Annotated in this window: 24 protein-coding genes; 8 read left to right on the top strand and 16 right to left on the bottom strand. The window is 30.8% G+C overall.

Translation table 11 applies throughout. The annotated features are described in order from the left end of the window. Window positions 1–46: 46 nt before the first annotated feature. From BN2665_RS09960 to BN2665_RS09920, 9 genes are all read right to left on the bottom strand, one after another. Complete coding sequence (locus tag BN2665_RS09960) at window positions 47–373, bottom strand: DUF1904 domain-containing protein (RefSeq protein WP_055666953.1); 327 nt, start codon at window positions 371–373, stop codon at window positions 47–49. Window positions 374–426: 53 nt separating this feature from the next. Next, window positions 427–3,555, bottom strand: coding sequence for a DEAD/DEAH box helicase (locus BN2665_RS09955; RefSeq protein ID WP_074042265.1), 3,129 nt, complete (start codon window positions 3,553–3,555; stop codon window positions 427–429). A 37-nt stretch (window positions 3,556–3,592) separates the two neighbouring features. Then, window positions 3,593–5,548: a GTP-binding protein gene (locus BN2665_RS09950; RefSeq protein WP_055666952.1), complete on the bottom strand. Its 1,956-nt coding sequence runs from the start codon at window positions 5,546–5,548 to the stop codon at window positions 3,593–3,595. A 210-nt stretch (window positions 5,549–5,758) separates the two neighbouring features. Beyond that, window positions 5,759–6,853 (bottom strand): ABC transporter permease, encoded by a 1,095-nt coding sequence (locus BN2665_RS09945; RefSeq protein ID WP_055666951.1) that lies wholly within the window; start codon window positions 6,851–6,853, stop codon window positions 5,759–5,761. Between the two features lie 2 nt (window positions 6,854–6,855). Further along, on the bottom strand, window positions 6,856–8,010 hold the full coding sequence (locus BN2665_RS09940) for an ABC transporter permease (RefSeq protein ID WP_055666950.1): 1,155 nt from the start codon (window positions 8,008–8,010) through the stop codon (window positions 6,856–6,858). A gap of 11 nt (window positions 8,011–8,021) precedes the next feature. Then, on the bottom strand, window positions 8,022–8,960 hold the full coding sequence (locus BN2665_RS09935) for an ABC transporter ATP-binding protein (RefSeq protein ID WP_055666949.1): 939 nt from the start codon (window positions 8,958–8,960) through the stop codon (window positions 8,022–8,024). A gap of 115 nt (window positions 8,961–9,075) precedes the next feature. After that, a complete protein-coding gene (locus BN2665_RS09930) occupies window positions 9,076–9,732 on the bottom strand; it encodes a response regulator transcription factor (protein ID WP_055666948.1) in 657 nt (218 codons plus the stop codon). After that, on the bottom strand, window positions 9,704–10,903 hold the full coding sequence (locus BN2665_RS09925; RefSeq protein ID WP_055666947.1) for a sensor histidine kinase: 1,200 nt from the start codon (window positions 10,901–10,903) through the stop codon (window positions 9,704–9,706). The genes BN2665_RS09930 and BN2665_RS09925 overlap by 29 nt, the downstream gene beginning before the upstream one ends. A gap of 174 nt (window positions 10,904–11,077) precedes the next feature. After that, window positions 11,078–11,728, bottom strand: a complete 651-nt coding sequence (locus tag BN2665_RS09920) for a BAR domain-containing protein (protein ID WP_055666946.1) — start codon at window positions 11,726–11,728, stop codon at window positions 11,078–11,080. Window positions 11,729–12,084: 356 nt separating this feature from the next. Between BN2665_RS09920 and BN2665_RS09915 the strand changes: the two genes are divergently transcribed. From BN2665_RS09915 to BN2665_RS09890, 6 genes are all read left to right on the top strand, one after another. Further along, window positions 12,085–12,312 (top strand): hypothetical protein, encoded by a 228-nt coding sequence (locus tag BN2665_RS09915; protein WP_055666945.1) that lies wholly within the window; start codon window positions 12,085–12,087, stop codon window positions 12,310–12,312. 212 nt (window positions 12,313–12,524) lie between these two features. Beyond that, entirely contained in the window at window positions 12,525–13,289 is a 765-nt protein-coding gene (locus tag BN2665_RS09910) for a glucose-1-phosphate cytidylyltransferase (protein ID WP_055666944.1), read from the top strand. Further along, on the top strand, window positions 13,274–14,269 hold the full coding sequence (locus BN2665_RS09905; RefSeq protein ID WP_207643686.1) for a GDP-mannose 4,6-dehydratase: 996 nt from the start codon (window positions 13,274–13,276) through the stop codon (window positions 14,267–14,269). Before BN2665_RS09910 ends, BN2665_RS09905 begins: the two co-directional genes overlap by 16 nt. A 34-nt stretch (window positions 14,270–14,303) precedes the next feature. Further along, window positions 14,304–15,236: a putative nucleotide-diphospho-sugar transferase gene (locus BN2665_RS09900; RefSeq protein WP_055666943.1), complete on the top strand. Its 933-nt coding sequence runs from the start codon at window positions 14,304–14,306 to the stop codon at window positions 15,234–15,236. Between the two features lie 26 nt (window positions 15,237–15,262). Then, window positions 15,263–16,441 carry a glycosyltransferase family 2 protein gene (locus tag BN2665_RS09895; protein WP_055666942.1) on the top strand — a complete coding sequence of 393 codons (1,179 nt, stop codon included), beginning with the start codon at window positions 15,263–15,265 and terminating at the stop codon, window positions 16,439–16,441. A gap of 29 nt (window positions 16,442–16,470) precedes the next feature. Next, complete coding sequence (locus tag BN2665_RS09890) at window positions 16,471–17,406, top strand: putative nucleotide-diphospho-sugar transferase (RefSeq protein ID WP_055666941.1); 936 nt, start codon at window positions 16,471–16,473, stop codon at window positions 17,404–17,406. A 78-nt stretch (window positions 17,407–17,484) separates the two neighbouring features. Here BN2665_RS09890 and BN2665_RS09885 read toward each other — a convergent pair whose 3' ends face one another. Next, the gene (locus BN2665_RS09885) at window positions 17,485–18,294 is read right to left on the bottom strand and encodes a DUF2935 domain-containing protein (protein WP_055666940.1); all 810 of its coding nucleotides are present in this window, start codon (window positions 18,292–18,294) and stop codon (window positions 17,485–17,487) included. Between the two features lie 156 nt (window positions 18,295–18,450). On the opposite strand from BN2665_RS09885, the gene BN2665_RS09880 reads away from it, so the two are divergent. Beyond that, window positions 18,451–19,587, top strand: coding sequence for a zinc-dependent alcohol dehydrogenase (locus BN2665_RS09880; protein ID WP_055666939.1), 1,137 nt, complete (start codon window positions 18,451–18,453; stop codon window positions 19,585–19,587). A gap of 68 nt (window positions 19,588–19,655) precedes the next feature. On the opposite strand, the gene BN2665_RS09875 is transcribed toward BN2665_RS09880, so the two are convergent. Continuing rightward, on the bottom strand, window positions 19,656–20,204 hold the full coding sequence (locus BN2665_RS09875) for a spore coat protein (protein ID WP_055666938.1): 549 nt from the start codon (window positions 20,202–20,204) through the stop codon (window positions 19,656–19,658). Between the two features lie 268 nt (window positions 20,205–20,472). On the opposite strand from BN2665_RS09875, the gene BN2665_RS09870 reads away from it, so the two are divergent. Further along, complete coding sequence (locus tag BN2665_RS09870; protein ID WP_055666937.1) at window positions 20,473–21,144, top strand: cysteine hydrolase family protein; 672 nt, start codon at window positions 20,473–20,475, stop codon at window positions 21,142–21,144. 65 nt (window positions 21,145–21,209) lie between these two features. On the opposite strand, the gene BN2665_RS09865 is transcribed toward BN2665_RS09870, so the two are convergent. The 5 genes from BN2665_RS09865 to BN2665_RS26975 all read right to left on the bottom strand — a co-directional run bounded on the left by BN2665_RS09865 (window position 21,210) and on the right by BN2665_RS26975 (window position 25,778). Beyond that, entirely contained in the window at window positions 21,210–22,373 is a 1,164-nt protein-coding gene (locus tag BN2665_RS09865) for a chloride channel protein (RefSeq protein ID WP_055666936.1), read from the bottom strand. Window positions 22,374–22,729: 356 nt separating this feature from the next. After that, window positions 22,730–23,836 (bottom strand): alpha/beta hydrolase, encoded by a 1,107-nt coding sequence (locus tag BN2665_RS09860; protein WP_055666935.1) that lies wholly within the window; start codon window positions 23,834–23,836, stop codon window positions 22,730–22,732. A 32-nt stretch (window positions 23,837–23,868) separates the two neighbouring features. Further along, a complete protein-coding gene (locus BN2665_RS26245) occupies window positions 23,869–24,093 on the bottom strand; it encodes an ROK family protein (RefSeq protein ID WP_341452627.1) in 225 nt (74 codons plus the stop codon). 193 nt (window positions 24,094–24,286) lie between these two features. Further along, window positions 24,287–24,469, bottom strand: a complete 183-nt coding sequence (locus tag BN2665_RS09855) for a hypothetical protein (protein ID WP_055666934.1) — start codon at window positions 24,467–24,469, stop codon at window positions 24,287–24,289. 136 nt (window positions 24,470–24,605) lie between these two features. Continuing rightward, complete coding sequence (locus tag BN2665_RS26975; protein ID WP_055666933.1) at window positions 24,606–25,778, bottom strand: SEC-C metal-binding domain-containing protein; 1,173 nt, start codon at window positions 25,776–25,778, stop codon at window positions 24,606–24,608. Window positions 25,779–25,844 lie beyond the last annotated feature (66 nt).

The following is a 25,844-nucleotide window of genomic DNA, read 5'->3' as shown; positions in this document are numbered from 1 at the left end:
CTCTCTACTTTAGCTGAAGGGCATACTAATATGTATTAAGGCATCTCTAAAAGTGCTCCCCATTTTCGTAATATTTATTTTTTTCCAAATTCATAAATATTACATCTACTTCTTTATAACCCATGGCATTAACATGCTTTGTTATAACTTTTGCTGCCTCATCCTGAGTTTCTTGACCCCTATCAAACCAAGCTACTTCAACCACAGGGCTTCCTTTTACCAATTCACCATCCCTTACAAATATTGACTGGATTACTTCTAAGGTAAAATAGCTTCTTGGGCATTGTAATAACTGCTCTAATTCATCTATTAACTCTTTACTTGCAAAACGAAGCTTCTCTACTTCTATTCCTTTAAATTTTAATGCAGGCATCTTCTTGTCCTCCTAATAAATTACTTACATATATCTTATCATAAAATTTATCATTATCTATAAAAAAGTTCTAATAGTTCTTCTCTTGTTAATCTATTTAAAGTATTACTATATTTTAGTTCCCCAGTAATAATACTATCAATCAGTTCTTTTTTGTTTTCCTGTAAGGATACAATCTTCTCTTCTATAGTTCCTCTCGCAATAAGCTTTATTACCTCCACCACATTCCTTTGTCCAATTCTATGTGCTCTATCTGTAGCCTGATTTTCTACGGCCGGATTCCACCAAGGATCAAAATGAACTACTAAATTAGCAGAGGTTAGATTAAGTCCAGTACCCCCAGCCTTCAATGAAATTAAAAATACCTTTACCTTATTTCCACTATTAAATTCATTAACTAATCTAATTCTTTCTTTTGAATCTGTAGCCCCATCTAAATAGAAATATTCTATATTCTTTTGCTCTAAAGCCTTACCTATCTTTTTTAATGCAGAAGTAAATTGTGAAAATAGCAGTACCTTTCCATTAACTTCTATTTGATTTTCAACAAGTTCCAGAGCAACTTTAAGCTTTCCACTTCCACCGCTATACTCTTCATATATCAAAGAGGGATCTAAACATATCTGTCTAAGCTTTGTAAGATAAGAAAAAACCTCTATTTTGCCCTTAAGCTTATTTTTTATTTGATCTCTTACAGCCTTCATATAAGCCGCATATAAGGCTTTTTGAGCTGTAGTCATTTCAACAAAGATCTTTTTTTCTATTTTATCGGGTAGGTCTTCTATAACCTCTTTTTTTGTTCTTCTTAAAATAAAAGGCTTTATTAATAATTTAAGGTTCTCTAAATCTCTACCTCCATTATAAACAAACTTATTAAAAAATATCTCCTTGGAATATAAGTATCCAGGCATTATAAAATCAAATATAGACCACAGCTCTGTTAAATTATTTTCCATGGGAGTTCCCGTCAACGCAAATTTAATCTTTGCCTTAATCTCTTTAACTAACCTTGTAATTTGAGCCATGGAATTTTTTATATTCTGAGCTTCATCTATAATACAATAATCAAACTCAATGTGCTTATATTCCTCTACATTATTTTTCAAGGTACCATAAGTAGTTAAGAGTATATCATATTCTTTTAAATTGTTTATTATTAACTTTTGCTTTGATTTATCACCATGTAGAATTCCTACCTTTAATTCAGGAGCAAACTTTGCTATTTCCTCTTGCCAGTTATAAATTAAGGAAGTAGGAGTAATTATTAAAGATTTTGATTCTTTCTCCGATGCAATAAAAGCTATGGTTTCAACGGTTTTCCCAAGACCCATTTCATCAGCTAGTATCCCACCAAAGCCTAAAGCACTTAAATTCTTAAACCACTTAAATGCCCTAACTTGATATTCTCTAAGGGTTACCTTTAAACCTTTAGGTAACATTATTTCTTCGTTATTTATATCTTTTAGCTTTTGTTCAATGCCCTCTAATAAATCATCAATGCTTTTATTAAGTCCTGAATTTTTTAAAGTTTCCACCATGAATAAAGCTTTATTTTTTTCTATATTTATATGAGTGTCTTCTATACCTTCTTTAATATTCATCATTTCTATTAAATTAAACAGGTTTTTTATCCCCTGATCCTCTAAATCAATAAAGCTATTATCCTTAGTCTTGTAAAATTTCTCCTTAGACCTAAAGCTTTCAAAGGCGCTATTTAGTTCCCTAAGATCTAGGTCACCAATGCTATAATTCATTTTAAAATATCCCATTTCTTCATATATATCTATCTCTATGGAATGGGAATTATATATTTTTATATCTTTAATACCCTTACCTAATATAACCTTTCCCAAAGACCTTATCCCACCTGAACTGCTATTTAGAACATTGAATAGATCCTCGTCCTCTCCGATAAATATAAACTTATCACTTTTTCTAATAAATCTATAAGTTTCTAGCTTCATAATAAGCTTTTCTTCCCTATTATAGTCTCTCTCTGGTAATTGGCTAGTGATAGAATGTTCTAATATATTAATTTTTTTATTATTGTAAATAACATATACATCACCATAAATCTTAGAATTTTCTTTAAAAATTAAAATTTCCATGGTTAATGAAGGGCATATGAAACTTTTCAATTCATCAGAAATAGTAATGTTATTTGAAATAGTAGTTATCATAGAAAGAATTTTTTTGTAAACTTCTGGAGTTCTAGGGTATAGCACTTCATTGTTATATTTAAACTTTTCATATAGCTTTCCGTAGTTTTCTACTTGCTTATCACTGGGTAAGTAAATTATATTGTTAAAAAAGTATACACTCTTACAATCATTCAAAGGCTGAGGCAATTTTTTATAGGTTATTAATGCAATTTCATCATTTTTATCTTTTAAAGTAAAGCTAAGAGCCAAATCCTTTATATGAATAGATGTTTTATACTCTATATCATTATACTTAAAATTAACTTTTCTCTCTCCCATACACTCTAAAAGCCCTCTTAAATCCTTTGAAGGAATAACTAGACTCCTAGTTACATTATAAATATCTTTTTCATTTTTAATATATTCTTTAATATAATCAATTACTCTCATATCCTCAGCTTTAATAAAGTTCTCTTTAGGATTATAACTAAATTGTTCATTAAAAAATACAGTTTCCTTTTTTTCTATACTATTTATAAAACTTTTCAAATCTTTAATCAAATGCTTATGTTCTTTTCCTAACCTAAACTCAAACTCATAATTAATAAAATCTTTCCAAGACCTGCTGATAATCTTTATATCCAGTTCTAATTGTACTTTTTCTTTTCTTTCCCTAAGCTTTTTATTTGTATCCTCATTAGAATTCCTAATTCTTTCTTCATACAAATTTAAAAAATTATATGCCGTAGCTGTTATATGCTCACAAAGAAATAGATTCTTATGTATAGAAAGTTCATTAAAGTTGTCACAATTACAGCTTACCGCTGCTAATTTTTTATTTACCATATCAACGGTTAGATGGGTTCTAAATTCTGATTCCCCTATAGGCATTTTAACTCTTCCATAAATGTGATAAGTATTATCTACTTTTTTACCACTTACATTAAAAACTAATCCTCTCTTTAATATTTTTTCTCCTTCTTTCCTCATAAACATAGAAGAAGGTTTGAAAATTATCTGTTCTAATTCCTTTAAATTCATCTTTTCACCTCCACTCCTTATAACTCTCACACACTGCTTACTTCAAACAATGCATATGCAGCTCCGCTTCTTCTCCCTTTACTAAAAAGGATTGACCCTTTGAGCAGAAGATGGAAGTAGAAGTGTAACTTATATCCGCATTCTTATCGTAGCCTATTCTTTTAATAACTTCCTCCTCATTATGACATGCATCATAACCATCAAAGATAAAATTAATTTTTCCTCTTCCTTTTGTAGTTGAAACAAATTCCATACTATAATCCATAAAATTAGCTACAGGTCCTCTTCCTGTTATAATAACTTTATTCTCAAAGGTCTCTGGAGCATTAAAAGCTCCTTTTAGCCTTTGTATGTCTGATATGATTTTGCCCATATACTCTAGTTCTGCTTCTATTTTAAAACTATAATAAGGCTCCAAAAGTATATTTTTAGCCTTTTCCAGCCCTTGTCTTAAAGCTCTGAAGGTGGCCTCTCTAAAATCTCCTCCACTGGTATGCTTATTATGTGCTCTTCCATTTAATAGAGTAATCTTTAAGTCGGTAATGCTAGAGCCTGTTAGAATGCCATGATGCTCTTTTTCAAAAATATGAGTGCGAACCAAATTTTGACTTCCTAAGGTCAAATGATCCGTATGGCATAAGCTCTCAAAAGTGATGCCGCTATTTCTTTCTCCTGGCTCTAATTTAAGATGCACCTCTGCATAATGTCCTAGAGGCTCAAAATGTCCATAACCCTCTACCGAATCTATAATAGTTTCTTTATAAAGAATTTCACAAGGACCAAACTCCACCTGTAAATTAAATCTCTCTGCTACCAATTGCTTGAGAATTTCTAACTGAATGATTCCCATGATATGAACTTGTATTTCTTGAAGAGATTCATGCCAAATTATGTTCAGTGCTGGGTCTTCTGCTTCTAAAATCTTAAAATATTTCAGAACATCTTTTACATTTATACTATTTTCAAATATGACTTTTGATTTTAGCGTCGGAACCATTTCGTAGTTAGCCTTTTCCTTTAAGATTCCCACTCCCTGCCCTATTGTAACATTACTCAATCCTGTAACAGCAAAAATCTCACCGGCAGAAACCTTATCTACAGTTTTGAATTTATCTCCATTATATATTCTAATCTGGCTGACCTTTTCATAGATTCTATTTTCATTATTTCCTATTTCTATCTCTTCCCTGACTCTTAGAGTACCACTAAGAGCCTTTATATAAGTGATTCTGTTTCCTGAAGCATCATGACGTATTTTATATACTCTCCCTCTAAACTCTTTTTTATCACTATATTCTGTATAGGTTAATAGTTCTAATATTTCTAAAAACTCCTCTATACCAATATCTTGTAAAGCTGAACCACTAAGACAAGGAAATATTTTATTTTCTTTAATCAACTCTGTCATAGCCTTCAACCATAAATCTTTTTCATAGCCCTGTTCTAAGTATTTTTCAAAGAGAACCTCATCTTGCTCTGCAACAAATTCTATAAGTTCCTCTTTCATTTCCTCTCTACTAAAAGAATCCTTAATAAAACAAGCCTCTTTAGTTAAATTCAATTTAATTTCTTTAAAGACCCTTTCTTCATCAGCACCAATTCTATCAATTTTATTTATAAAGAAAAAGGTTGGAATATGATATTTTCTAAGAAGATTCCATAGGGTTTCTGTGTGACCTTGGACTCCTTCTACTGCGCTTATTATGAGAATAGCATAGTCCATGACTTGAATGGCTCTCTCCATCTCCGTAGAAAAATCTACGTGTCCTGGAGTATCTACTAAATAATAAGTAGAAGTATTATAATCAAAAATAGCTTGTTCTGAAAATACCGTTATTCCTCTTTCTTTCTCTATATTGTGATTATCTAAAAAAGAGTTTTTGTGATCTACTCTTCCTCTATTTTTAATACTTCTTGTATGATAAAGTACTTGCTCAGAAAATGTGGTCTTCCCTGCATCCACATGAGCTAATATCCCAATAGTTTTATTCATTTTGCACCTCATAAATATATACGTATATAGCTTATTATAATTTAAGAAGCAGTTTAACTCTAGTATTTTTATAGAGTTAGACATCGTAAAAAATAACTAATCAAAGATGCAAAATAGACGAGCAGACTGACTAGTTATTTTTTGAGATGCCTTAACATAAGACATCATAAAAAGACCAGCAAAATTGCGGGTCTTTTATTCTAAAAAGTTTTATAGTTTTTTAGCAAAGCTTGAGTATCTAATGCTACCAGCACTAAAGAAAACCAATGCTATGAGTATTAATACAAGCACATTAGGAAATAAGATGGAATTTTCTATACTGCCCATAGCCCAATAAAAGGGTGTAAATTTACTTAAGGTGACTATTATTCCTGGTACTTTACTGGAGGTTTCTCCTGCCATGCCTCCTACATATAAGAAAAACATAATCATAGATATTAAGGTTATAACTATAGTAGCCACTCCCTGATCTTTGAACATTCTGCTGATCATAACTCCTAAGCTTATAGATACCATGCTCATTAATGAAATATTTAAAACCAATATACCAAAATTCTCAAATTGAAACTTAAAAAATATTTTCATGACTAGGAATGAAGCTGTATACATAACTACTTGTACAAGGAGCATGGAAAGATAAATACTTCCCATTATCTCATAGCCTTTATTATTTGTAGATAGAAATCTCTCTAGTATTTTTTCTTTTCTTAATTTTAATAAATCTACGGTAATATTTGAAGAAAAGCTAACTAAGAAAAACATTATTAATATTATAGGCGTAAAGCCCTCTGAAGTCATTAATCCCTGTTTTAAGTTATATTGAAGCTTAATAATATTCTTATCTATTTCTTTCTCATCCTTTATTATACTATTGCTTTTTAAAAGATTAACCTTTAAGAGTTCATTTAACTTTTGCTCTATTTGTGCTTCAAATATTTGCGTACTGTTTCCTTCTTCAAGCTTATATGCATTAATTCTGGGCTTTACATTTTTATTTATCTCCTCAGTAAAACTCTCAGGAATTTCATATAGAGCTATTATGCTATAGTTTTTCACCTCTTCTAGAGCCTTCTCTTTATTATAATAAACACTATTTACCTCTAAATCCTCTATTAATCCTGCTCCTAAATTACCTTTGTCTAAATTTACCACAGCCACCTTTATATTTAATCCTTTTTTAATATCTCCGGTAACAAAATTTGCCATAGCTACACAGACTATAGGAAGGATAAACATAATCGCAATATTCTTATAATCCTTAAAATATTTTTTGCAATTTATCAATATCATTCTAATAAACTTCATACTTATTCCTCCCATTTAATCTTTACTTTTAAAATACTTATAGCATAGGCACCTATAGAGATTAAAATCATAATAGACAAATATTTGATTATACTTTGAAAGGAGTTAAAAAGTATACAGTTCTTATAAGCCTGAGTAAGCACATTACCTGGAGCAAATCTTGTTAAAAGGGCAAAAACTTTATTAGTTATATCCTTTATAGGAATAAATGCCCCACCAAATATAATTTCAAAGTACATAGATAATATGATTATAATATTAGAATTTTGTTTTCCTAAGAAGGCAATCATCAAGCCAGCCAAAGAGGTCACTAAAAGGCTTTGAGCTGCTAATATAGCTATTATATTCATAGGGTTTGTACCTTTAAAGGCTAACCCTGCTATCCTAAAGGTTGCCACATATATAAGTCCATATATAAAGCTTGAAAGAAAGAATATTAATAAATCTAAATTAAAGAAAGTTTCCTTAGTAATAGGAGTAGACATTAATCTTTTAAAGCTCCCATTTTCCTTATCTAAATGATATCCCCCAACACAACCCATGATCATCATGAAAAGCATATAGCTCATCATGGATGCAGCCTGATTTTCAAAAGAAGATAAGGTTCGTTCCCCTTGTATTATATTAGTTTTTAAAGCACTCTTAGCCCCTAAGCTATTTATGCTATTAGTTACTTCATTAAATAATTTTTCCTTATCCTTTAGAGTCATTTCATTTATTTTATTTGAAATTATCAAAGATTCTGTTAAGCTTTCACCATATTGATTTATAATTATTCTTACTATAGCTTCATTAGTCCTAGACACTCGCTTCTTTTCATCTACCTTTATGTCCATATCCTTAAGGTTAATTAAATTATCTTCATATCCTTTGGGTATGGTAATTACATAATCTCCTTTTTCAGATATATTAAATAAGTCTTTTATACCTTCAGCCTGAAATAATTCCTTAAAACCTTGGGAGCTTTTGCTCTTATCTTCATCTACAATAGTAAGATTAATCTTGTCTAAGCTTACTTCTGGTCTAAAAGTATCCTTTTGGAAATATCCCATAACTAAGGATAATAGCAATGGAAATATAGCATATACTAGCAATAACTGCTTCCACTGAGCTCTCATTGCTTTAAAGGTAACTTTTATAGTTGCTTTTATTCTCATTGTTATCCCTCCTAATCTCTAAGCTTCTTCCCTGTAAGCGAAAGGAAAACTTCCTCTAAGGAGGCTTCTTCTACAGCAAAACTCTTTATTTTCTTCTTTTTATCAATGGATAGGAGCATCAGCTTTTCTAAATTAAACTTCTCTTCATCTATAAATATAGAAACTATCCCCTCTTTTATAAAACAATCCTTAACCCCTGGCAATTCTTTTATTCTAAGGATGAATTCTTCATTAACATCTTCTAAACTAAGCTTAATTGTGCCATGAATGCTAGCCATAGCTTTAATTGTTGATTTAGAACCTGAGGCAATCTCCTTACCTAAATCTAATATGAATATGCTGTTGCATAGCTGTTCAACTTCTTCCATATAATGTGAAGTATATATAATGGTAGTATTATTTTCTTTGTTGATCTTCTTTATAAACTCAAAAATATAGTTTCTCGATTGTGGATCAACTCCTACAGTAGGCTCATCAAGTATAAGCACCTTAGGTCTATGCATTATAGCTACGGCTAAGTTTAATCTTCTCTTCATTCCTCCAGAGAATTTTTTTATCTTTTCCTTTTTTCTATCACTTAACCCTGTAACCTGAAGAGCTTCTTCAATTCTTTCCTTTAATAGCTTCCCACCGAGGCCATAGAAAGCTCCAAAGTATTCAAGATTGTCATAAGCAGATAGTTCCTCCATAAGTGCCAATTCCTGTGGCACTAATCCCAGTAATCCTTTGGCTTTCAATGGCTCTTTTGAGATGGAGTATCCTCCAATAGAAGCCTCTCCACTATTGGCTTTAAGCAATCCTGTGATTATATTTATTAGAGTTGACTTACCTGCCCCATTGGGTCCTATGAGTCCAAAGATATCCCCTTTCTTTATTTCAAAAGATATATTATCTAAAACCAATTTATCATCAAATCTCTTAGTAACATTTTTTACAATTACACTAGCCATAAAAAATACCCCCTAAATTCTTCTAATTACATTGTAGAAAAATTCTGGGGGTATTGCTAGTCCTAAGAGTAACTACCAAAGTTACTTAAGTCACTAGTTATTTTTTGAATATACATTAATCTGCTATATTGTTTTTAAAGGCGAATATAGTAAGCTGAGTTCTATCTCTAAGAGAAAGCTTACTTAATATATTGCTTATGTTATTTTTTATAGTTCCCTCTGATAGATAAAGCTTTTCTCCTATTTCCTTGTTGGATAAACCATTAGCTATCTCTTTAATTATGCTTATCTCTTTATCATTTAAACTATAATTACTTTTTACTTCCTCTAGATTATTCTTATTATTATATTTTATATTTTCACTGATTATCTTAGAAGCTACTTCAGGATTAACTACCACATTTCCTTTAAAGGAGCTCTTTATTCCCTCATAGATGAGCTCACAGTCACTATCCTTTAGGAGATACCCTGAAGCTCCGCATTTTAAAGCTTCATGAATATATTCCACATCATTAAAGGTGGTTAATATTAAAACCTTAATTTTACTAAACTCCTCCTTAATAAGCTTTGTTCCAAGTACCCCATCGCACTTAGGCATTCTTATATCCATGAGTATCACATCTGGTTCATTTTTTCTGCAGGCTCTTAAAGCCTCTTCTCCGTTAGCTGCTACATCTATAATTTCAATGTCCTCAAAGGTTTCAAGCATGATTTTAAGACCTGTTCTTACTAATTTGTCATCATCAACTAATATGATCTTTATTTTCTCCATTATTATCCCCCTGCGAATGAATCTTAAGCTTTTCTTTTTTATCTAGCTCTAGCTTTACTAAAAAACCCTGTTCCAATTTAGTGTTGTACTCAAAAATACCACCTATTTCAGTGACCCTTTCTCTCATACTCTTAAGCCCCATGCCCTCTACTAAACCTTTTGCTCCTACCCCATTATCCTTTAAGGTAACTACTAATTTGTATTCAGTGAAGGCCATAAATATTTGAATGGAAGTAGCTTTACCATGTCTTAAGCTATTAGCTAAAAACTCTTGAATTATTCTATATATTACAAAGGCCTGATCAGAATTTAAAGGCCACTTTTCCTTGGTAAAGGCTAATCTTACATCCATCCCTGTTAGTTTCTTAAAGCTATTTATAAGCTCCTCAATTATCAGTATTCCTTCAAATTCTTCAAATTCCTTAGGTTTTATTTCTCTAACAGCACTCCTGATATCCTTAAGACTGTTCTGTGCAAATTTTTTTAGCTCCCTAGTCAATTCTTTTGTGACTTCAGGACTTTTTCCTAAGGTTCTTTCAATAGCCCCTAGCTGGATTACTATGGCGGAAAGAGCATGTCCAACACTATCATGTATTTCTCTTGATATTCTATTTCTTTCCCTTAACAATGTAAGTTCTTCTATGGAGCTAGCATAAACCTCCAAATCCCTGTTTGCCTTTACTAACTTTTCCTCTGAAATCCTAAGTTTATCATAGAGCTCTTGAGCTTGAAGTTTTTTGTCATTCTCATCCTTTATAAAATATAATATAGCTATAATAACTCCTAAGATCCCTAAGGTAACAAATTTAAACTCTAAACTTTCATTATAAGAAAGATACACTCCTATAAAAGCTATCACTATATTAAAAAAGCTCTGCATAAACCTATCAAATAATATATTGCTATCTATAGCTGATAAAATTAGATAGATGATGAGGTACCCACCAATCCACTTATAGCTTATAGTAATAAATATTAATTCTATGCCAAAAGATATGATCTTTTGGTAGTTCTTTTCCAAAGAAAAAAATCTAAGCTGATTGTTTATGATAAAAATAAATATGAATATTATCATGACACTATTTATATTTTCATTTTTTAATATGATACCTGCAATAATTAGAAGAAGGGTATAATACCTAAGAAAAGTAAGCAACTTTTTATTCCACATAATTCCTCCAAAGTATATAAGATAATATTATTATATCAGTACAAGATAACTTTACCATAACTAGCTGCATCTTACTTTATAAAAAAATAAACTCACCACCTTAAGTGATGAGTTTATTTTTTAAGAAAACCCGGGTGAATTTAATATTTCTTCTTTTATATTATCTAATTTAAACTATAATCCTATAGCTATAGCAGCAATTCCTGCACCAAATTCTTTCATATCTTCTGCCAGCCAAATCTTTTCCTGTACTTTAAATTTGAAGGTTTTTTCTTTAGTGCCTTCTGCTGGTTTTACATTTTTATATGCTTCTACTAGATTCTTAATATATTGCTCTGTTAGTTTATTTAAAGCATCTTTTTCATCTTTAAGTTGCAATTTTTCAACCTGTTTAACTGCGTCGTCAGCAGCCTTTTCATCTAGAGCAACTTCATCAATATATTTTGATTTTAATTTTACCTCTGCAGTAGTATCAGTTTTAGAAACAACCTCTGCAGTAGCAGATAATCCTTTTAAAGCTTCAGAACGAACTTTATATAATTCTTCAACTTGATCATCCTTAATTGTTAATCCTCCAGCTTTAAATTGATCTTTTATCTTTTTAATAGTAGCATCCTTTTGAATCTTTTTTGTTTCATCGGCCATATCTTTATTTATAGAAATTTTTGATAAGCCACTTTGATCTCCCTTTATATAAAAATCAAATAAAATTTGTGCAGTCTCATCAGGACCTATTTTGGGCTTAGAGCTGCATCCAATTAATACTGTTGGAATCAATAATAAACTCATTAATATTAATAATAAACTTCTTTTTACTTTTTTCATATTTAACCCCCGCACTCTAAAAAATCTTTCACCCAAGGATAAATATAGTTTTATATTTATATTTTGTCAATACTACACAAATTTTGTATTTATATCGCTATTTTTAAAATTATTAAAAAATCAATTATATTTATCAATATTGTTAATTTTTATACAAAATGATACGAAATTATCTAATTTCTTTTAATAATTTTTACATATTAAAATATTTATTGTAATTATCATATATAAACAAAACCCCTTTTCTCTTTTCAATAAACCTATAACATAATACATTGTTTTGTCATATAATATGTTAGCAATGTCTTAAAATAAGATTCTTATAAAATATGTTAACGTTATTATAGAAGGTGAAGGTGAGTACATTGAAAATTAAAATATTCAACGGAAATGATATAAGTGAAATAGAAAGTGCAGTTAATGAATTCATAATAGACAAGTTTGTAATTAGCATACAACAATGTACCTTCATAGATAAACGAACTACTTTAATAATTACAGTGCTGTATGATGATACTTTCAACTGCGGTTATGTAAAATCAAAACTAGATAAAGAAATTCTGAATAAAATAAACTCGGTATAACAGTGATGGCTGTGAGCTATTGAAGCTCTTTTTTTTATTTACTCACACTTAATTTAGGAAAAGGACAATAAAAAATTAAATTATGTTATTTTCAATAGCTTTCCTTTTAACAATATATCTCAGATTATGTAGCAAAAGCACTTTCTTCGACATATATTATATTATATGTGTGTTTTATAACTAATAGATTAATTTAAGTTGGAGGAATTAATATGAAGGTTGTTATTCTATGTGGTGGAAAAAGTACGAGAATGAACGAATTAACAAAAGATATTCCCAAGCCACTGGTAGAAGTAGGAGAAAAACCCATGCTATGGCATATAATGAAATTGTATAAACATTATGGTTTTGATGACTTCATTCTACTATTGGGCTACAAGGGTGAAAAGATAAAAGAATATTTTCTGAACTATGAATGGAAAAACCATAGTTTTAAAATAGATGATCATTCAAATGGTATTGAGCTATTAGAAAAGTCTGAAAAATGGAAAATAACCTTTCTCGATACAGGTATAGATACAATGACTGGCGGAAGATTAAAATTAGCTCAGCCCTATATTGGTGACGAAACTTTTATGTTGACCTATGGAGATGGACTATCAGATATAAATTTATCAAAGCTTTTAGATTTTCATAAAAGTAAAGGTACTATTGCTACAGTAACAGGCATCTATAAAAAAAGTCAATATGGTACCCTTACAGTTAATGACGGTATTGCTAAATCCTTTGAAGAGAAAAAGCAAACTAAGGAACTTATAAACGGTGGTTTCTTCATAATGAATCCTGGTGTGTTTAATTATTTAACTGATGATACAAGCTGTGTATTAGAACAGCAGCCATTAATTAATTTGGCAAAGGATCAGGAGCTAGCTGTATATATACATGAAGGATTTTGGACTGCAATGGATACCGCAAAGGATATCTTAGAAGTAAATGAAATGTGGAAACAAGGAAACTATTTATGGAAGGTATGGTGAGATACATGACGTCATTTTGGAAGGAAAGAAATGTTTTTATTACTGGTTGTACTGGTTTTTTAGGAAGTTATATGTCAAAAAAATTAGTTGAGCTTGGGGCAAATGTAACTGGATTAGTCAGAGACACTATACCAAAATCAAACCTTTATGTTGGAGATCATTATAAAAAAATGAATATTGTGCAGGGTTCTCTAGAGGATTATGATCTTATAGAAAGAGCACTAGGTGAATATGAAATTGATACTGTATTTCACTTGGCAGCACAGGCTATTGTAGGTGTAGCAAACAGGAATCCTATGTCAACCTTTAAAGCTAATATATTAGGCACCTGTAATATACTAGAATGTTGCAGAAAAAGTCCATTAGTTAAGAGAGTTGTCATTGCCTCAAGTGATAAAGCTTATGGTGATCAAATAACTCTTCCCTATGATGAAGATATGCCCCTTAAAGGAACTCACCCCTATGATGTTTCAAAAAGCTGTACTGATTTAATAGCACAGTCATATTTTCATACTTATAAGCTTCCCGTGTGTATAACAAGATGCGGAAACTTATATGGTGGAGGAGATTTAAATTTTAATAGAATCATTCCACAGACTATTAGAAGTGTTATTAATAATAAGAGACCTATAATTCGCAGTGACGGAACTTTTATACGTGACTATTTTTATGTAGAGGATGCATCTAATGCTTATTTACTTTTAGCAGAAAAACTAGAAGCTATGAATCTAGCTGGGGAGGCCTTTAACTTCAGTAATGAAATACAGTTAACAGTTTTAGACCTAGTAGAAAAAATATTAATAGCTATGGATAGCAGTTTAGAACCTTTAGTGCTAAATGAAGGAAGTAACGAAATAAAGCATCAATATCTATCTGCAAAAAAAGCAAGGGAGATTTTAGGTTGGAAGCCTTGCTACACCATTGATGAAGGACTAAGAAAAACTATAGATTGGTATAAAGAGTTTTTAAAGAATTCTTGAAAAATACTTTAAATAAAAAGTGAGGTTGATATAGATGATTAGCGGGTTTTGTACAATTTTATCAAAGGGACGATTATACCAAGCTATAGCTCTATTCATATCTTTATATGAAGTTATGGATGATGATCATCCAATGTTTGTACTTTGTATGGATGAAGAGACTTACAACCTTTTGTATAGAATGAATTTAAAGAACATCATAATAACTCATATAAAAGATTTGCAAGATGAAGGTTTACAATCCTTAAGGCAAAGGCGTAAATTAAACGAATTCTGCTGGACTTTAAAGCCTATCTTTATAGAGAGCTTATTGACCAAATACCCTTCATTAGAAAGAATAACTTATGTGGATTCGGATTTATTTTTTTTCAGTGACCCTAGTATAATATTTAAAAATCAACCTCACTGTTCAATTTTACTATCTAACGCCGAGGTTTTTGTACCAGCCTTTACCCCTGAATTCACTAGTTTTATTCAGGATTTAACTGGGAAATATAACTCTGGGTTTATAAGCTTTAAAAATGACACCATGGGCTTGCAATGTTTAAAATGGTGGAAGGACAAATGTATTGAAAAATGTAGTGACAATGCACAAATCGGAAGTTTTGGAGACCAAAAATACTTGGATTTCATGTCCTCATTATTTCACAATGTTTGCGATATCATAACTCCAGGAGTAAATATAGGTCACTGGAATTATGCTAAACACAGATTTTATCTATTAAACGAAAAGTGGTTTATTGATGAGTCAGAGCTTATATGCTATCATTTTAGCGGTTTTAGAATAATAAGTAAGAATGAAATAATACAAATATATGAACCTGAAGGAATAGACCTTCCCTTAATATATCTAATTTATAGGTATATTATTATAAATATTATTTCTTCAATAGAAACAATAGAACCAACCTTCAACGGCTTTGCCACGGAAGAAGATATGACTAAAGGCAATGTAAAACTTGAATAATACTGCAGATGGAGAGTGAATTAAATATGAAAGCAAGCATTATTATACCTTCCTATAATTCAAGTGAAAGATTATACTTGAATTTAGTATCCCTTAAATACCAAGACTATCCCCATGAAGATTTTGAGGTAATTGTAATCGATAATGGTTCTTCTGATGATACAGAAACAATGCTGTCAAACTTTGAAGCGGATTTTGCACTTAAAAGGATACACATAAATGAAAACAGGGGCATTGCTCGAGGTAGAAACAAGGGAATACTAGAAGCTTCAGGAGATATACTGATTTTTCATGACAGTGATATGATTGCTGCAAAAGATTTTGTAAGAAGGCACATTGAAGCACATCATAAAGAAAACATTGTAGTCTGCGGATTACCCTGGCTAAGAATTTACAGTTATTTCTATAAAGTTTTTGCCTCTTATGAAATGTATAACTTTTCGAGACATATATATAAATACAACTTAGAAACAGACTACTGGCTAAAGGATAAATACAAGCTCATCACTGAGCAGCAGATTAAGGATGGAAGCTTCTTAAATCTAGCTTTTGATCTAGATATGGACTTTATTACTTCTTTAAAAGAAACCATGGCAATATTCGGTGAAGACTTAAAGGGCTACAATTTACCTTGGAGATTTTTTATTACAAATAATGCTTCCGTAGATAGAAAGCAAGTTATAGAGGTAGGCTCCTTTGATGAAAACATTGTAAGATACGGCTTTGAAGATTACGACCTAGGTATAAGACTTTATAAGACAGGGGGTGAATTTAAGCTTTCACATGATATTATCAGTGTACACCAGGAACATCCCAAAAATGCAACTCCTAATGATGTTAAAGAAAATGTAAATTACATGTGCGAAAAATACAATAATATTTATTATATTGATATGATTCTTTTATGCTTAAGTTATTCTGTACCTGTAGATTATCAAAGTATAAATAGTGTTATGTCAGATATTAACCGTATGCACATCCTAGGCAACTATAATGATATATTGAGTATCTTCCTTGAAATACTGCAAACAGCTATAAAAATTTCTTTCAAACATGATATAGACGCTAAATCAACTATGCTTCCATATATATGTAAAAACTATTATATAATTAAAAAGCAACTAAAGGAATTACAGGAAGAATACCAAATGTTCCATTTTACAAATATGTTTTCTGGTTTAATGAAGAGCATTTTTAATATGTAAAAATAAACAGATGAATAAGAGGTGATATTATGGCTAGATATCATTTTACTTCAGTAGTTTCAAAGGATCATTTATTTAGAATGATTGCAATGTATAGCTCACTAAAAATCCATTGCAGCAATTTTCAACTTTTTATTTTATGTATGGACAAAGAGATATATGAGATTTTATCAAAAATTAATTTTGAATATATAAAGGTTTTTAATCTGAACCAGGTGGAAGACGATGAATTATTGAAAGCAAAATCAAACAGGAGTTTCCACGAATACTGCTGGACATCAAAAGCCTCATTCCTCCACTATGTTTTGAAAAATTATCCTTCTGCCACTTATTACGCTCATCTTGATGCGGACCTATTTTTCTATTCAAATCCTTCACTGATATTTGAAGAAAATCCTAACGCATCACTTTATCTTACTCATCACCGCAATTCAAAAGCCTTTGAATTTACTTATGATTTGACAGGTACCTACAATACAGGCTTTGTTGGTTGCAGAAATGATAGCACTGCATTAGCTGCCATAAGTCATTGGAAGGAAAGGTGTCTTCAGCGTTGCTCCATGGCTATTGATGTAGAAAATAAAACCTTTGGCGATCAGCGTTACGTAGAGGATTGGCCTGATAATTTTAAAAATGTCCATATCGTTAATTCCTTAGGAGCAAATGCTGCATTATGGAATATTCAAGATTATAGAGTTAGCTTACAGGGAGGTAAGATTTATGTAAATCATAATCCTCTAGTATTTTTCCATTTTTCAGGCTTAAGCATAATAAGTCCAAGAGAATTCAATCTGTGCTGGTACTATGCTATAGAGGACCCAATTACTTTAAACTTCATTTATATCCCCTATGTATCTGTACTAGGTGAAGCAATTAAAGAAATGTTAAAAAACTTTCCTTGGTTTAATTATGGATTTGTAAGAAGAGAGAATACGTCTAATGCTCATTACTTTATTCTAAGGTAATAAAGAATAGACTTTATATAAAAAAGTAAGGTAAGCAAAAAACTGCTTACCCTTTTCTATTTTATTGATTTCTTTTGATTATGTTTCAACTCTAGGTTTTGTTGGATCACAGCCAGGATTTTTGGTATTAGAAACCATTGAAAGCTTTGTTAGGTAATAGCATTCTTCTCTAAACATATGATCCAATATTAAAGGATAGAGTGTACCAAGAGCTTTCTTTTCTATAATAGCCTCCTCTAGCTCCTTTAAGAACTTTTTAAAGCCATCCATTGTTTCATCGGCATCTGTATTAAATTTTCTTAGTGCAGGAAAATCACAAAGTCCCGTTCTTGTAAATCCATTATACTCTATAACACTTAGGTACAAGTCGTTGAACATTTTTGCATATTCCCTGCTCTTCTTAATTAATTTCTTCTGCGTTGAATCTAAGCTATTAGCTATGGTAGAGGCATGTCCTGCTCCATCAGGTAGCCAAAGCAAATGAAGGTGAATATCTCTAGCAACAGGTATATTCCCCATTATCAAAGCATTTAAAATAAAGATATATTCATCTAGTTCGTTAAGCATATGATTTATGAAGGTTGGCGGTAGTGAAATGTTGATTTTTTCCTCAAGCTGCTTAGTGAGAATGGATAACTTAAACTCTCTAATTTTCATTGCAGCATTATAAGCCTCACAATTTAAATCCGCAAGCTCTTCTGTAGAAATTGGTCTACGAGTCTTCTCTAGTAAAGTATCAAAGAGTTTAATGAATTCATTAGCTTCATGAATGAAAGGCTTTTCCTTGGGTGAAAGTGCATTTAAGATAAATCTAGAGTGGTCTCCTAAAATCTGTAGCCAAAAACTGTTCTCAAAAAGTGCTATTTCTTTAATAGTATTAGTCTTCAATGGAATCCTCCAAAACAATTCTCACTTTAGTATTCTATGCTGATGGTATAAATATTGACACCTGCATCTAAATAGATTTTCATGAATTCATTTATATTGAAGCCAACTTATGGTCATAATAAATACGTATCATATAACTAAAGTAGGTGATAGGCATTGAAAGCGATAGTTTACGAAGGTATAAGAAATGTTAAAGTTAGAAATGTAGAAGATCCAAAAATTCAAAAGAATGACGATATAATCGTTAAAGTAACCTCTACCGCCATCTGTGGCTCTGATCTTCATTTAATTCATGGCTTTGTTCCTAACCTACCTAGGGGTTTTATACTAGGCCATGAAACTATGGGAATAGTAGAAGAAGTAGGTAAAGAAGTTACCAAAGTGAAGAAGGGTGATAGAGTTGTTGTCCCCTTTCCTGTTTCTTGCGGTCACTGTTGGTATTGTGAACATGACCTATGGAGTCAATGCGACAATTCTAATGCTAATGGTGAAACCGGAGGGCTACTTGGCTACAGTGACACCTTTGGTGGATACGATGGCGGCCAAGCACAATTTTTAAGAGTTCCTTATGGCAATGTAGGCCCTAAAGTTGTACCCGAGGGATTATCTGATGAACAAGTACTGTTTTTAACTGATATTTTACCTACCTCTCTTTGGGGAGTAGATATGGCTGAAGTAAAGCCTGGAGACACTGTGGTAGTTTTAGGTTGCGGCCCTGTAGGATTGCTAGCTCAAAAATGGGCTATATATAAAGGAGCAAAGAGGGTAATTGCTGTAGATTGTATAGATTATAGATTAGAGCATGCAAAGAAATATAACCAAGTAGAAACAGTGAATTTTCAACAATATGATAATACTGGAGAATATCTAAAGGAAATAACCAGCGGAGGAGCGGATTCCGTAATAGATTGCGTTGGTATGGATGGAAAAATGTCTACTATAGAGAAAATAGAAAGTGTATTAAAGCTTCAGGGAGGTTCGAAATCCGCTATTGAAATCTCAACACAGGCAGTAAGAAAATGCGGTACTGTGGTGTTAGTAGGAGTTTATGGCGCTAGATATAACGGGTTTCCTTTGGGAGATTTTTTCTCTAGAAATATTACCTTAAAAATGGGCCAATGTCCAGCCAATTCTTATATTGATCCTATTTTAAAGTTAATTAGTACTGGTAAATTTGATGCAACAGATATAATAACTCATAAGCTCTCCATAGATAAAGGGGAGCATGCATACAGAATTTTTGATAGCAAGGATGATAATTGCATAAAAGTGATATTAAAGCCCCAAACCTAAATATAAAATTCTTATTAAAATCAATAAAGACACTATCCATATTACTTTATGATAGTGTCTTTTCAATATTATTTTACTTCATTATATATAGAAGCTATAACATTTGTTTCATTTTCAGGTGCAGGTGATAAAGGATAATAACCCTTCTTTACCATCCATTGCCACACATCATAAGCATGATTACAGCTCATTGTAAAAGCATCCTTTAAAAATTGTCTTATCTCTGGGTTACTAGCTTCCATTGCACTCCATGCATATTCTCTTCCTGCTCTTTTTAAAGTTAGTAAATAAGCAGTAGCTATTTCTCTATCATTCAATTTTTGTAAACTTGTACCTGGAGTAATTGGTGGAAATTCATTAACTGGTGACTTAGTAAAATCTTTAAGAGCCACGTTTAAATTAGGAATGTTAAGCTTTTGATTTGCTCCTGTAGCATTCTTTACATATTGAACCTTCATATTATAATCCTGAACATGTGCTGGAAAATGCATGTCTATCATTGTTTTTAGCTCTTGATCTTGTGCCATGTTTTTAAACAAAGCCATATTAGTGATAGAATTCACACAGCTTACTATCAATTCATGTAAATCATGTAATTCATGGGTCGCAAGTTGCATAATAATCTCCTCCAAAACATATTTTATATTAATGTAACACTATAATTAATGTTCCTCTAAAATGCAACTTCTATTCTAAAATGCTATTTTTTAATTTGTTAATTATATCTTTTATTAAGGTTAATCATACTATACCCTTATATAAAAATTCTACACTATTTATATATACTTCACATGATAGCGCTGAATACAATATTAAATTTACGATCACCTTCTCTTGCCCATTACATAATATATAATCATATAAAGACATATTAGGAGGATTAATGTGATATATTTTTGTCCTATTCATGGTCAATGGTTTGAATGCTTCAGTACCGGAAATCCTAAATATAATGGACACTTGTCCTTTAGCCATACGAGGGCTGAGACAACAGATCAAACCATTATCGATAAATGGAATACAGTACCTATCCCTCCTGCCCCTGAATTGAAATCAGTAGCAGTTGACCCAAAAACTAGCGCTCTATTAATATTAGATATGGAGAACTCTATCTGCAAAAGCCCTCGCTGTATAGGCTCTATTCCTAATATTTATAATTTATTGACTAAAGCACGAAAAAATCAAATGTTAGTTGTCTATAGCCTTATACCTAGCGGAAATCCTGAGGATATCTTCAAACAGTTAGCTCCTTTACCCAAAGATCCTATCGTAAAATCAAATGTAGATAAATTCTATAAAACCAATTTAGAAGAAATATTGCAGGCAAAGGGCATTAAAACTGTTATAATTACTGGCTATGCCGCCAATGGTGCAGTGCTTCATACGGCGACTAGTGCGGCCTTCCGTGGCTTCAATGTTATTGTTCCTGTTGACTCCATGTCCGCCAATAATCTTTACCCTGAACAATACACTGCATGGCATATGCTTAATAGTCCTGGAACTAGAAATCGGGCAGTAATAACGAAAGTTAATTTAATCAGATTCTCACCATCATAAAAAAATATTAGAAGAAGCTAAAAACCCCCGACATTTTTTAGGTCGAGGGTTTTAATTATATAGTTCTATAAGTTTAGAGATGTTTTATATATAAATTTATTAATTATAAAATTTATTGAGAAAGATGATACTATGGCAAAAATCCAATATGTCATAGGTAAGAATAAAAATATTAAAACTATAGCTATAATAGGTTTTCTAAGCACTACTGTAATTACTCCAGTTGCAGTAATAGCTACAACATAAGTTGGATCAACCTTCAATATACCACTAAGAGCAAATGCTATACAAAAGGAAGTAAATATTATAGGAAATATTTGTCCCCCTACCCATCGAAAATTAATAGATATTTTAGTAGCTAACATTTTCAAAAAAGCAATAAGCAATAAGTATGGAATTCCAAGTTCACCAACATTATTAATAACTTCCCTTAAAGCATGCTCTCCTGAAAAAAGTGTAAGAGGAAAATAAGCTCCTAAAAATGCTAAAATAAATCCGCCAATTATGGCAGCCATAAATGGATTTAAATTTATTTTAGTTTTTTTGCAAATACATTCTATTATATGTCCCATATAATTAAAAGATAGACCTATTATTATCGACAGAATTAAAATAGGTATAAAAAGCAACAAATCCTTATTAGAAATATGATTTGAGGCCAATTTAAAAATAAAACTCTCTTTATGTATTAAATTATTTAAAAATTTTATAATAAAATAAGCAGATAAGACTGTACAGCTATATGTAAAATAATTTAATATTTTTTTAAAAATAGGCTGTACCTTATAAATTGAATTTTTGTCATAAGAAAATAAACTAAAAATAGGCACCTGAAAAATAGCAGTAAGCACAGCACTGGTAGATGCTTCTATAAATTCCTCTTTTAATTCAGGATTTGAATTTTTAATTTTTACACTTAAAAAAGTTGAAAGCATAGCTACCATTCCAAAGAGGCCAGCTTCAGGACCTATACTTCCTCCAAAAATTAGCGGTAGAAAAGCGCATATAATATATTTAGGTAGAGGTTTATAATCAATAGTTTTTGTAACCTTGTATTCGTGAAGTATTTCTTCCATTTCTTTTGGATAAAGCCCTAAAAACTTTTGACAAAAACCTATTATTAGTCCTCCTACTATACATAGAATTATAGTCATTATAAAATCGCTTACTTTTATAATATAAGGCAGCTCCTGCCACAAAAAATTACTTGATAGATTTATAAGAGACATAAATGACCAACAAAAAATACCAACAACAGTACCCATAATGAAACCGAAAAATACAATATTTTTTACAATAGATTTAATAATAGACACCACCTTTATGAAACATTACATTGATTATAATAGTATAACTTATTTTAAATATCAATATAACTGTGTAAATATTTGTTGATTTATGGCGAATATTGATTTTTCAAACTTGCTTCACCTGTAATTATTTTAAAGTAAGTTTTTTTGCTCAACAACATAAGCCATTCTTTTCTTCCTAACCTAGTTGGCAAGTGCTTACATTGTTTAAGAAAAGGCAAAATCTACTATATTTCTATGGTGGATGCAAATCATACCTTTTAAAGTCCACCATTTTATCTACTGTACCTTAAAATGAAATTTCCCATTTCAATTGCACAATCTTCACTTTGTGGATAAACTCCTACATTGTCTCCGTAAGCATGCCCTAATCCTTTATACAATACTGTTTTTGTTTCAACACCTGCCTTAGTAAGCTTTGCTGCATATGCTAAACATTCTACTTTTAGAAAATCATGTTCTCCAACTGTAATAAATGTTGGAGGAAGTCCTTTTGGCTCTCGAATATATGGGCTTAGATATTCATTTTTAATATCGGTAGTACCTAAAATCTCTCCTAAACCTCCTGATAATCCTTCGAACATTCCTAGAATCATTTCTATACCTGCTTTATATTTTGGAGCAATTTCATATTCATCTCTACTCCATTTAAAGAACTCATCTTCAACCTTTGCCATATTTAGAGTAGGATAAAGCAATAATTGACCTTTTACCATACCTAATCCCTGCTCCATATCTTTTGTAGTACAGTACTGAGTTAAATTTCCACCAGCACTATCTCCTGCTACAAAGATATTATTTTTATTACCACCAAGACTTTCCGTATTATCATAAATCCATTTTAATACTGAATAACAGTCTTCATGCCCTGTTGGATATGGATTTTCAGGACATAAACGATAGTCAACTGATATCGCTAAAATATCTGTCTTTTCAACAATTAATTTTACTAATTCTTCAACAACATCAGGTGAACCACCAAAGAATCCACCTCCATGAATATAATAAAGAATTGGTGCATTTTCCTTTACAGTTTCAGATTTGTAAATACGTACTGGTATTTTATATCCATCTGTAGCTTTTACAGTTCCATGAATGATATCAATCTTCTTTTCAACCATTGGATTACTCTTAATTTCACAAAACATCTTTCTTAATTTACCAATTGATTTTGGAGAAATATCCATTTTCAATAAACTTTTAGGCATAAATTTCATCAAAATTATTTGCTTTTTCATATCCTTGTAAAGACGTGGATCCATTGCCCCTCTCTCATCACTATCAGGTAGCTTCTTTACTAAAACTTCCGCGCCTTTAATGTTAACTATTCCTTGTCTCTCTATGATTTTATCTAATAATTCTTGTGAATATTTTCTGCTCATTCTTTTATTTCTCCCTTTTAATATTTCATGTTTTATTCTTCTGGAAATTGTAGATAATAATTATATAAAGCTCCAATCAGATTAGAATCATTAAAATATTTACATGTATCTACTATGGCATGTGGAATATCAAATAGGATTGTTGCATATATTTTTTGTAAATTTTCTCTAATTTTTTTCACTAAAATTGCTTGTTTAGAAATACCTCCACCAATTAAAATTTTCTCAGGATCTAAGATGCATTGTAAATTGTATATTTACATTGTATAATAATGCACCTGGAGCATAAATACGTCCAGTTGATGAATCAATATTACCCCTCCCTTCTTAATTCTATACATAAATCGTTTTTATAATATTGTAAAATTAAACGCGCACTTTGTTTTTAACTAAATATGCGCGTTCCCTTTCCTTATTTAAAGGTTATCATTTTTTATTTAATTATTGTTGTTATTTTTTGTCCATTTTAATGTTATTTTTTAATTTTTTAACAAATGTCATTTCTATACTTCTATGCCAATGAGGTGGTATATAGAACTGTTTTTTCATATCGAAATTCTCTTCACCAAAGTATCCCACCAAGGCAGGTAGATTTTGATTTAAATTTACTTTTTCATATATAACATTATTCATAGCAACCTCCACTTTACTACTAACATAGTATCCAATGCCTCTGCATCCCCTTATTATTATCCATTGGCTAAAGCTATCAAAATGGCATGTTAGTTGTGTATAGTCCTATTAAGCATAATAATATACTGCATATTAACTACTTTTCGGATGTTCCACAACACTTCTTGTACTTTTTTCCACTTCCGCATGGGCAAGTTTCATTTCTTCCTATCTTATTTTGATTAGCTATAGGTAGCGTTGACTTAAAAATATTATTTGTTCTACTCTTTTCTTTTTCCAAATCTTTTAGCCAGCTGCTCATTTCTTCAAACTCCACATTATTAGCTATAGCGTTATATATTAAATCTTCTCTTAAATCTCTATTATCCTCATCGTATCCTTCTTTTAATATCATCTCCTTAATTGGTTCAATAGCTTGCTTTGAGAACAGCTTGCATAAATTAGCAGCCAATTCTGTTTTTATAGAAAGGTCTTCTTCCTGCATAAATAATTCTTCATTAATTTTTTCGCTGTATTCTGTCTTTATTATTGTAAGTACTCCTGAAGCAAATAATTTATATTCCCACGTATTATTTTTAAAATTTTGATATATTTCCTCTACTACTTTATCACTTCCTATTTTACCTAAGCCTTTCATCGCTTCTTCATTAATTAAATCTCCCTCACTACCTAATTTAGGAATAAGCAGCGATATCGCCTTTTCTTCTTTTAATTCACCAAACAAATAGGCTAAATATCCTTCATAGTATCCATCATATTCATCTTCTACCCCATTTTGTTTAAAGTCTTTTAATAGCTTATCTATCGGTATATCTTTCCTCATGCTTAGTTCATATGCTATGTTTTTACCATATTTAAAATCAAACTCATTAATATACTTATTATTATTTTTTTCAGAAAACTTCTTAAGTTCTTCTAACAATTCATTAGTAGTTTTATTATGTACTATAATCCTTTGCTTAAATGAATTTTTCATTAATTTTATTGCTGTATTTAATTGTTTTTCATACTTTTCTAATAAACTTATTTCTGCATTAATAAGTATTTTCTCATAAAGATCATAATTAGAATTTTTTCTTGAAAGTTTATTTAATATGGTTATAAAATTTTCTTCATTAATATATAAGTTGGAAAGATATATTAATACCTTTCTTTCATCAAAAGAATTTAGTTTTTCTATAACCTCTAAAGCTAAACCTAAAACTTCTTCATCTTTACTAAAGCTCTCACTGAAATATTCTAATGCATATTTACATAGGTCAAAATTTGAATGGTGTATTAAACTTTTTATTTTATCTTGTGATAACATATTAATTCTCCTCCTAATTTATCTCTTCAGAAATAACACTATCTTATATTTCATATTTCTTGATTA

This window comes from Desnuesiella massiliensis (assembly GCF_001403615.1).
Taxonomy (GTDB): Bacteria; Bacillota; Clostridia; order Clostridiales; family Clostridiaceae; genus Desnuesiella; species Desnuesiella massiliensis.
The sequence above is the reverse complement of the archived record's forward strand: the minus strand, read 5'-3'. Positions and strand labels throughout refer to the sequence as shown.

What these genes read in the sequence shown, in the direction of transcription:
- BN2665_RS09905 (WP_207643686.1), top strand. Translation starts at nt 13,274, where the DNA reads ATGGAAGGTATGGTGAGATACATGACGTCATTTTGGAAGGAAAGAAAT.
- BN2665_RS09875 (WP_055666938.1), bottom strand. Translation starts at nt 20,204, where the DNA reads ATGCAACTTGCGACCCATGAATTACATGATTTACATGAATTGATAGTA.
- BN2665_RS09930 (WP_055666948.1), bottom strand. Translation starts at nt 9,732, where the DNA reads ATGGAGAAAATAAAGATCATATTAGTTGATGATGACAAATTAGTAAGA.
- BN2665_RS09945 (WP_055666951.1), bottom strand. Translation starts at nt 6,853, where the DNA reads ATGAAGTTTATTAGAATGATATTGATAAATTGCAAAAAATATTTTAAG.
- BN2665_RS09890 (WP_055666941.1), top strand. Translation starts at nt 16,471, where the DNA reads ATGGCTAGATATCATTTTACTTCAGTAGTTTCAAAGGATCATTTATTT.
- BN2665_RS09865 (WP_055666936.1), bottom strand. Translation starts at nt 22,373, where the DNA reads ATGTCTCTTATAAATCTATCAAGTAATTTTTTGTGGCAGGAGCTGCCT.
- BN2665_RS09920 (WP_055666946.1), bottom strand. Translation starts at nt 11,728, where the DNA reads ATGAAAAAAGTAAAAAGAAGTTTATTATTAATATTAATGAGTTTATTA.
- BN2665_RS09950 (WP_055666952.1), bottom strand. Translation starts at nt 5,548, where the DNA reads ATGAATAAAACTATTGGGATATTAGCTCATGTGGATGCAGGGAAGACC.
- BN2665_RS26975 (WP_055666933.1), bottom strand. Translation starts at nt 25,778, where the DNA reads ATGTTATCACAAGATAAAATAAAAAGTTTAATACACCATTCAAATTTT.
- BN2665_RS09855 (WP_055666934.1), bottom strand. Translation starts at nt 24,469, where the DNA reads ATGAATAATGTTATATATGAAAAAGTAAATTTAAATCAAAATCTACCT.
- BN2665_RS09910 (WP_055666944.1), top strand. Translation starts at nt 12,525, where the DNA reads ATGAAGGTTGTTATTCTATGTGGTGGAAAAAGTACGAGAATGAACGAA.
- BN2665_RS09960 (WP_055666953.1), bottom strand. Translation starts at nt 373, where the DNA reads ATGCCTGCATTAAAATTTAAAGGAATAGAAGTAGAGAAGCTTCGTTTT.
- BN2665_RS09955 (WP_074042265.1), bottom strand. Translation starts at nt 3,555, where the DNA reads ATGAATTTAAAGGAATTAGAACAGATAATTTTCAAACCTTCTTCTATG.
- BN2665_RS09900 (WP_055666943.1), top strand. Translation starts at nt 14,304, where the DNA reads ATGATTAGCGGGTTTTGTACAATTTTATCAAAGGGACGATTATACCAA.
- BN2665_RS09935 (WP_055666949.1), bottom strand. Translation starts at nt 8,960, where the DNA reads ATGGCTAGTGTAATTGTAAAAAATGTTACTAAGAGATTTGATGATAAA.
- BN2665_RS09895 (WP_055666942.1), top strand. Translation starts at nt 15,263, where the DNA reads ATGAAAGCAAGCATTATTATACCTTCCTATAATTCAAGTGAAAGATTA.
- BN2665_RS09860 (WP_055666935.1), bottom strand. Translation starts at nt 23,836, where the DNA reads ATGAGCAGAAAATATTCACAAGAATTATTAGATAAAATCATAGAGAGA.
- BN2665_RS09925 (WP_055666947.1), bottom strand. Translation starts at nt 10,903, where the DNA reads ATGTGGAATAAAAAGTTGCTTACTTTTCTTAGGTATTATACCCTTCTT.
- BN2665_RS09940 (WP_055666950.1), bottom strand. Translation starts at nt 8,010, where the DNA reads ATGAGAATAAAAGCAACTATAAAAGTTACCTTTAAAGCAATGAGAGCT.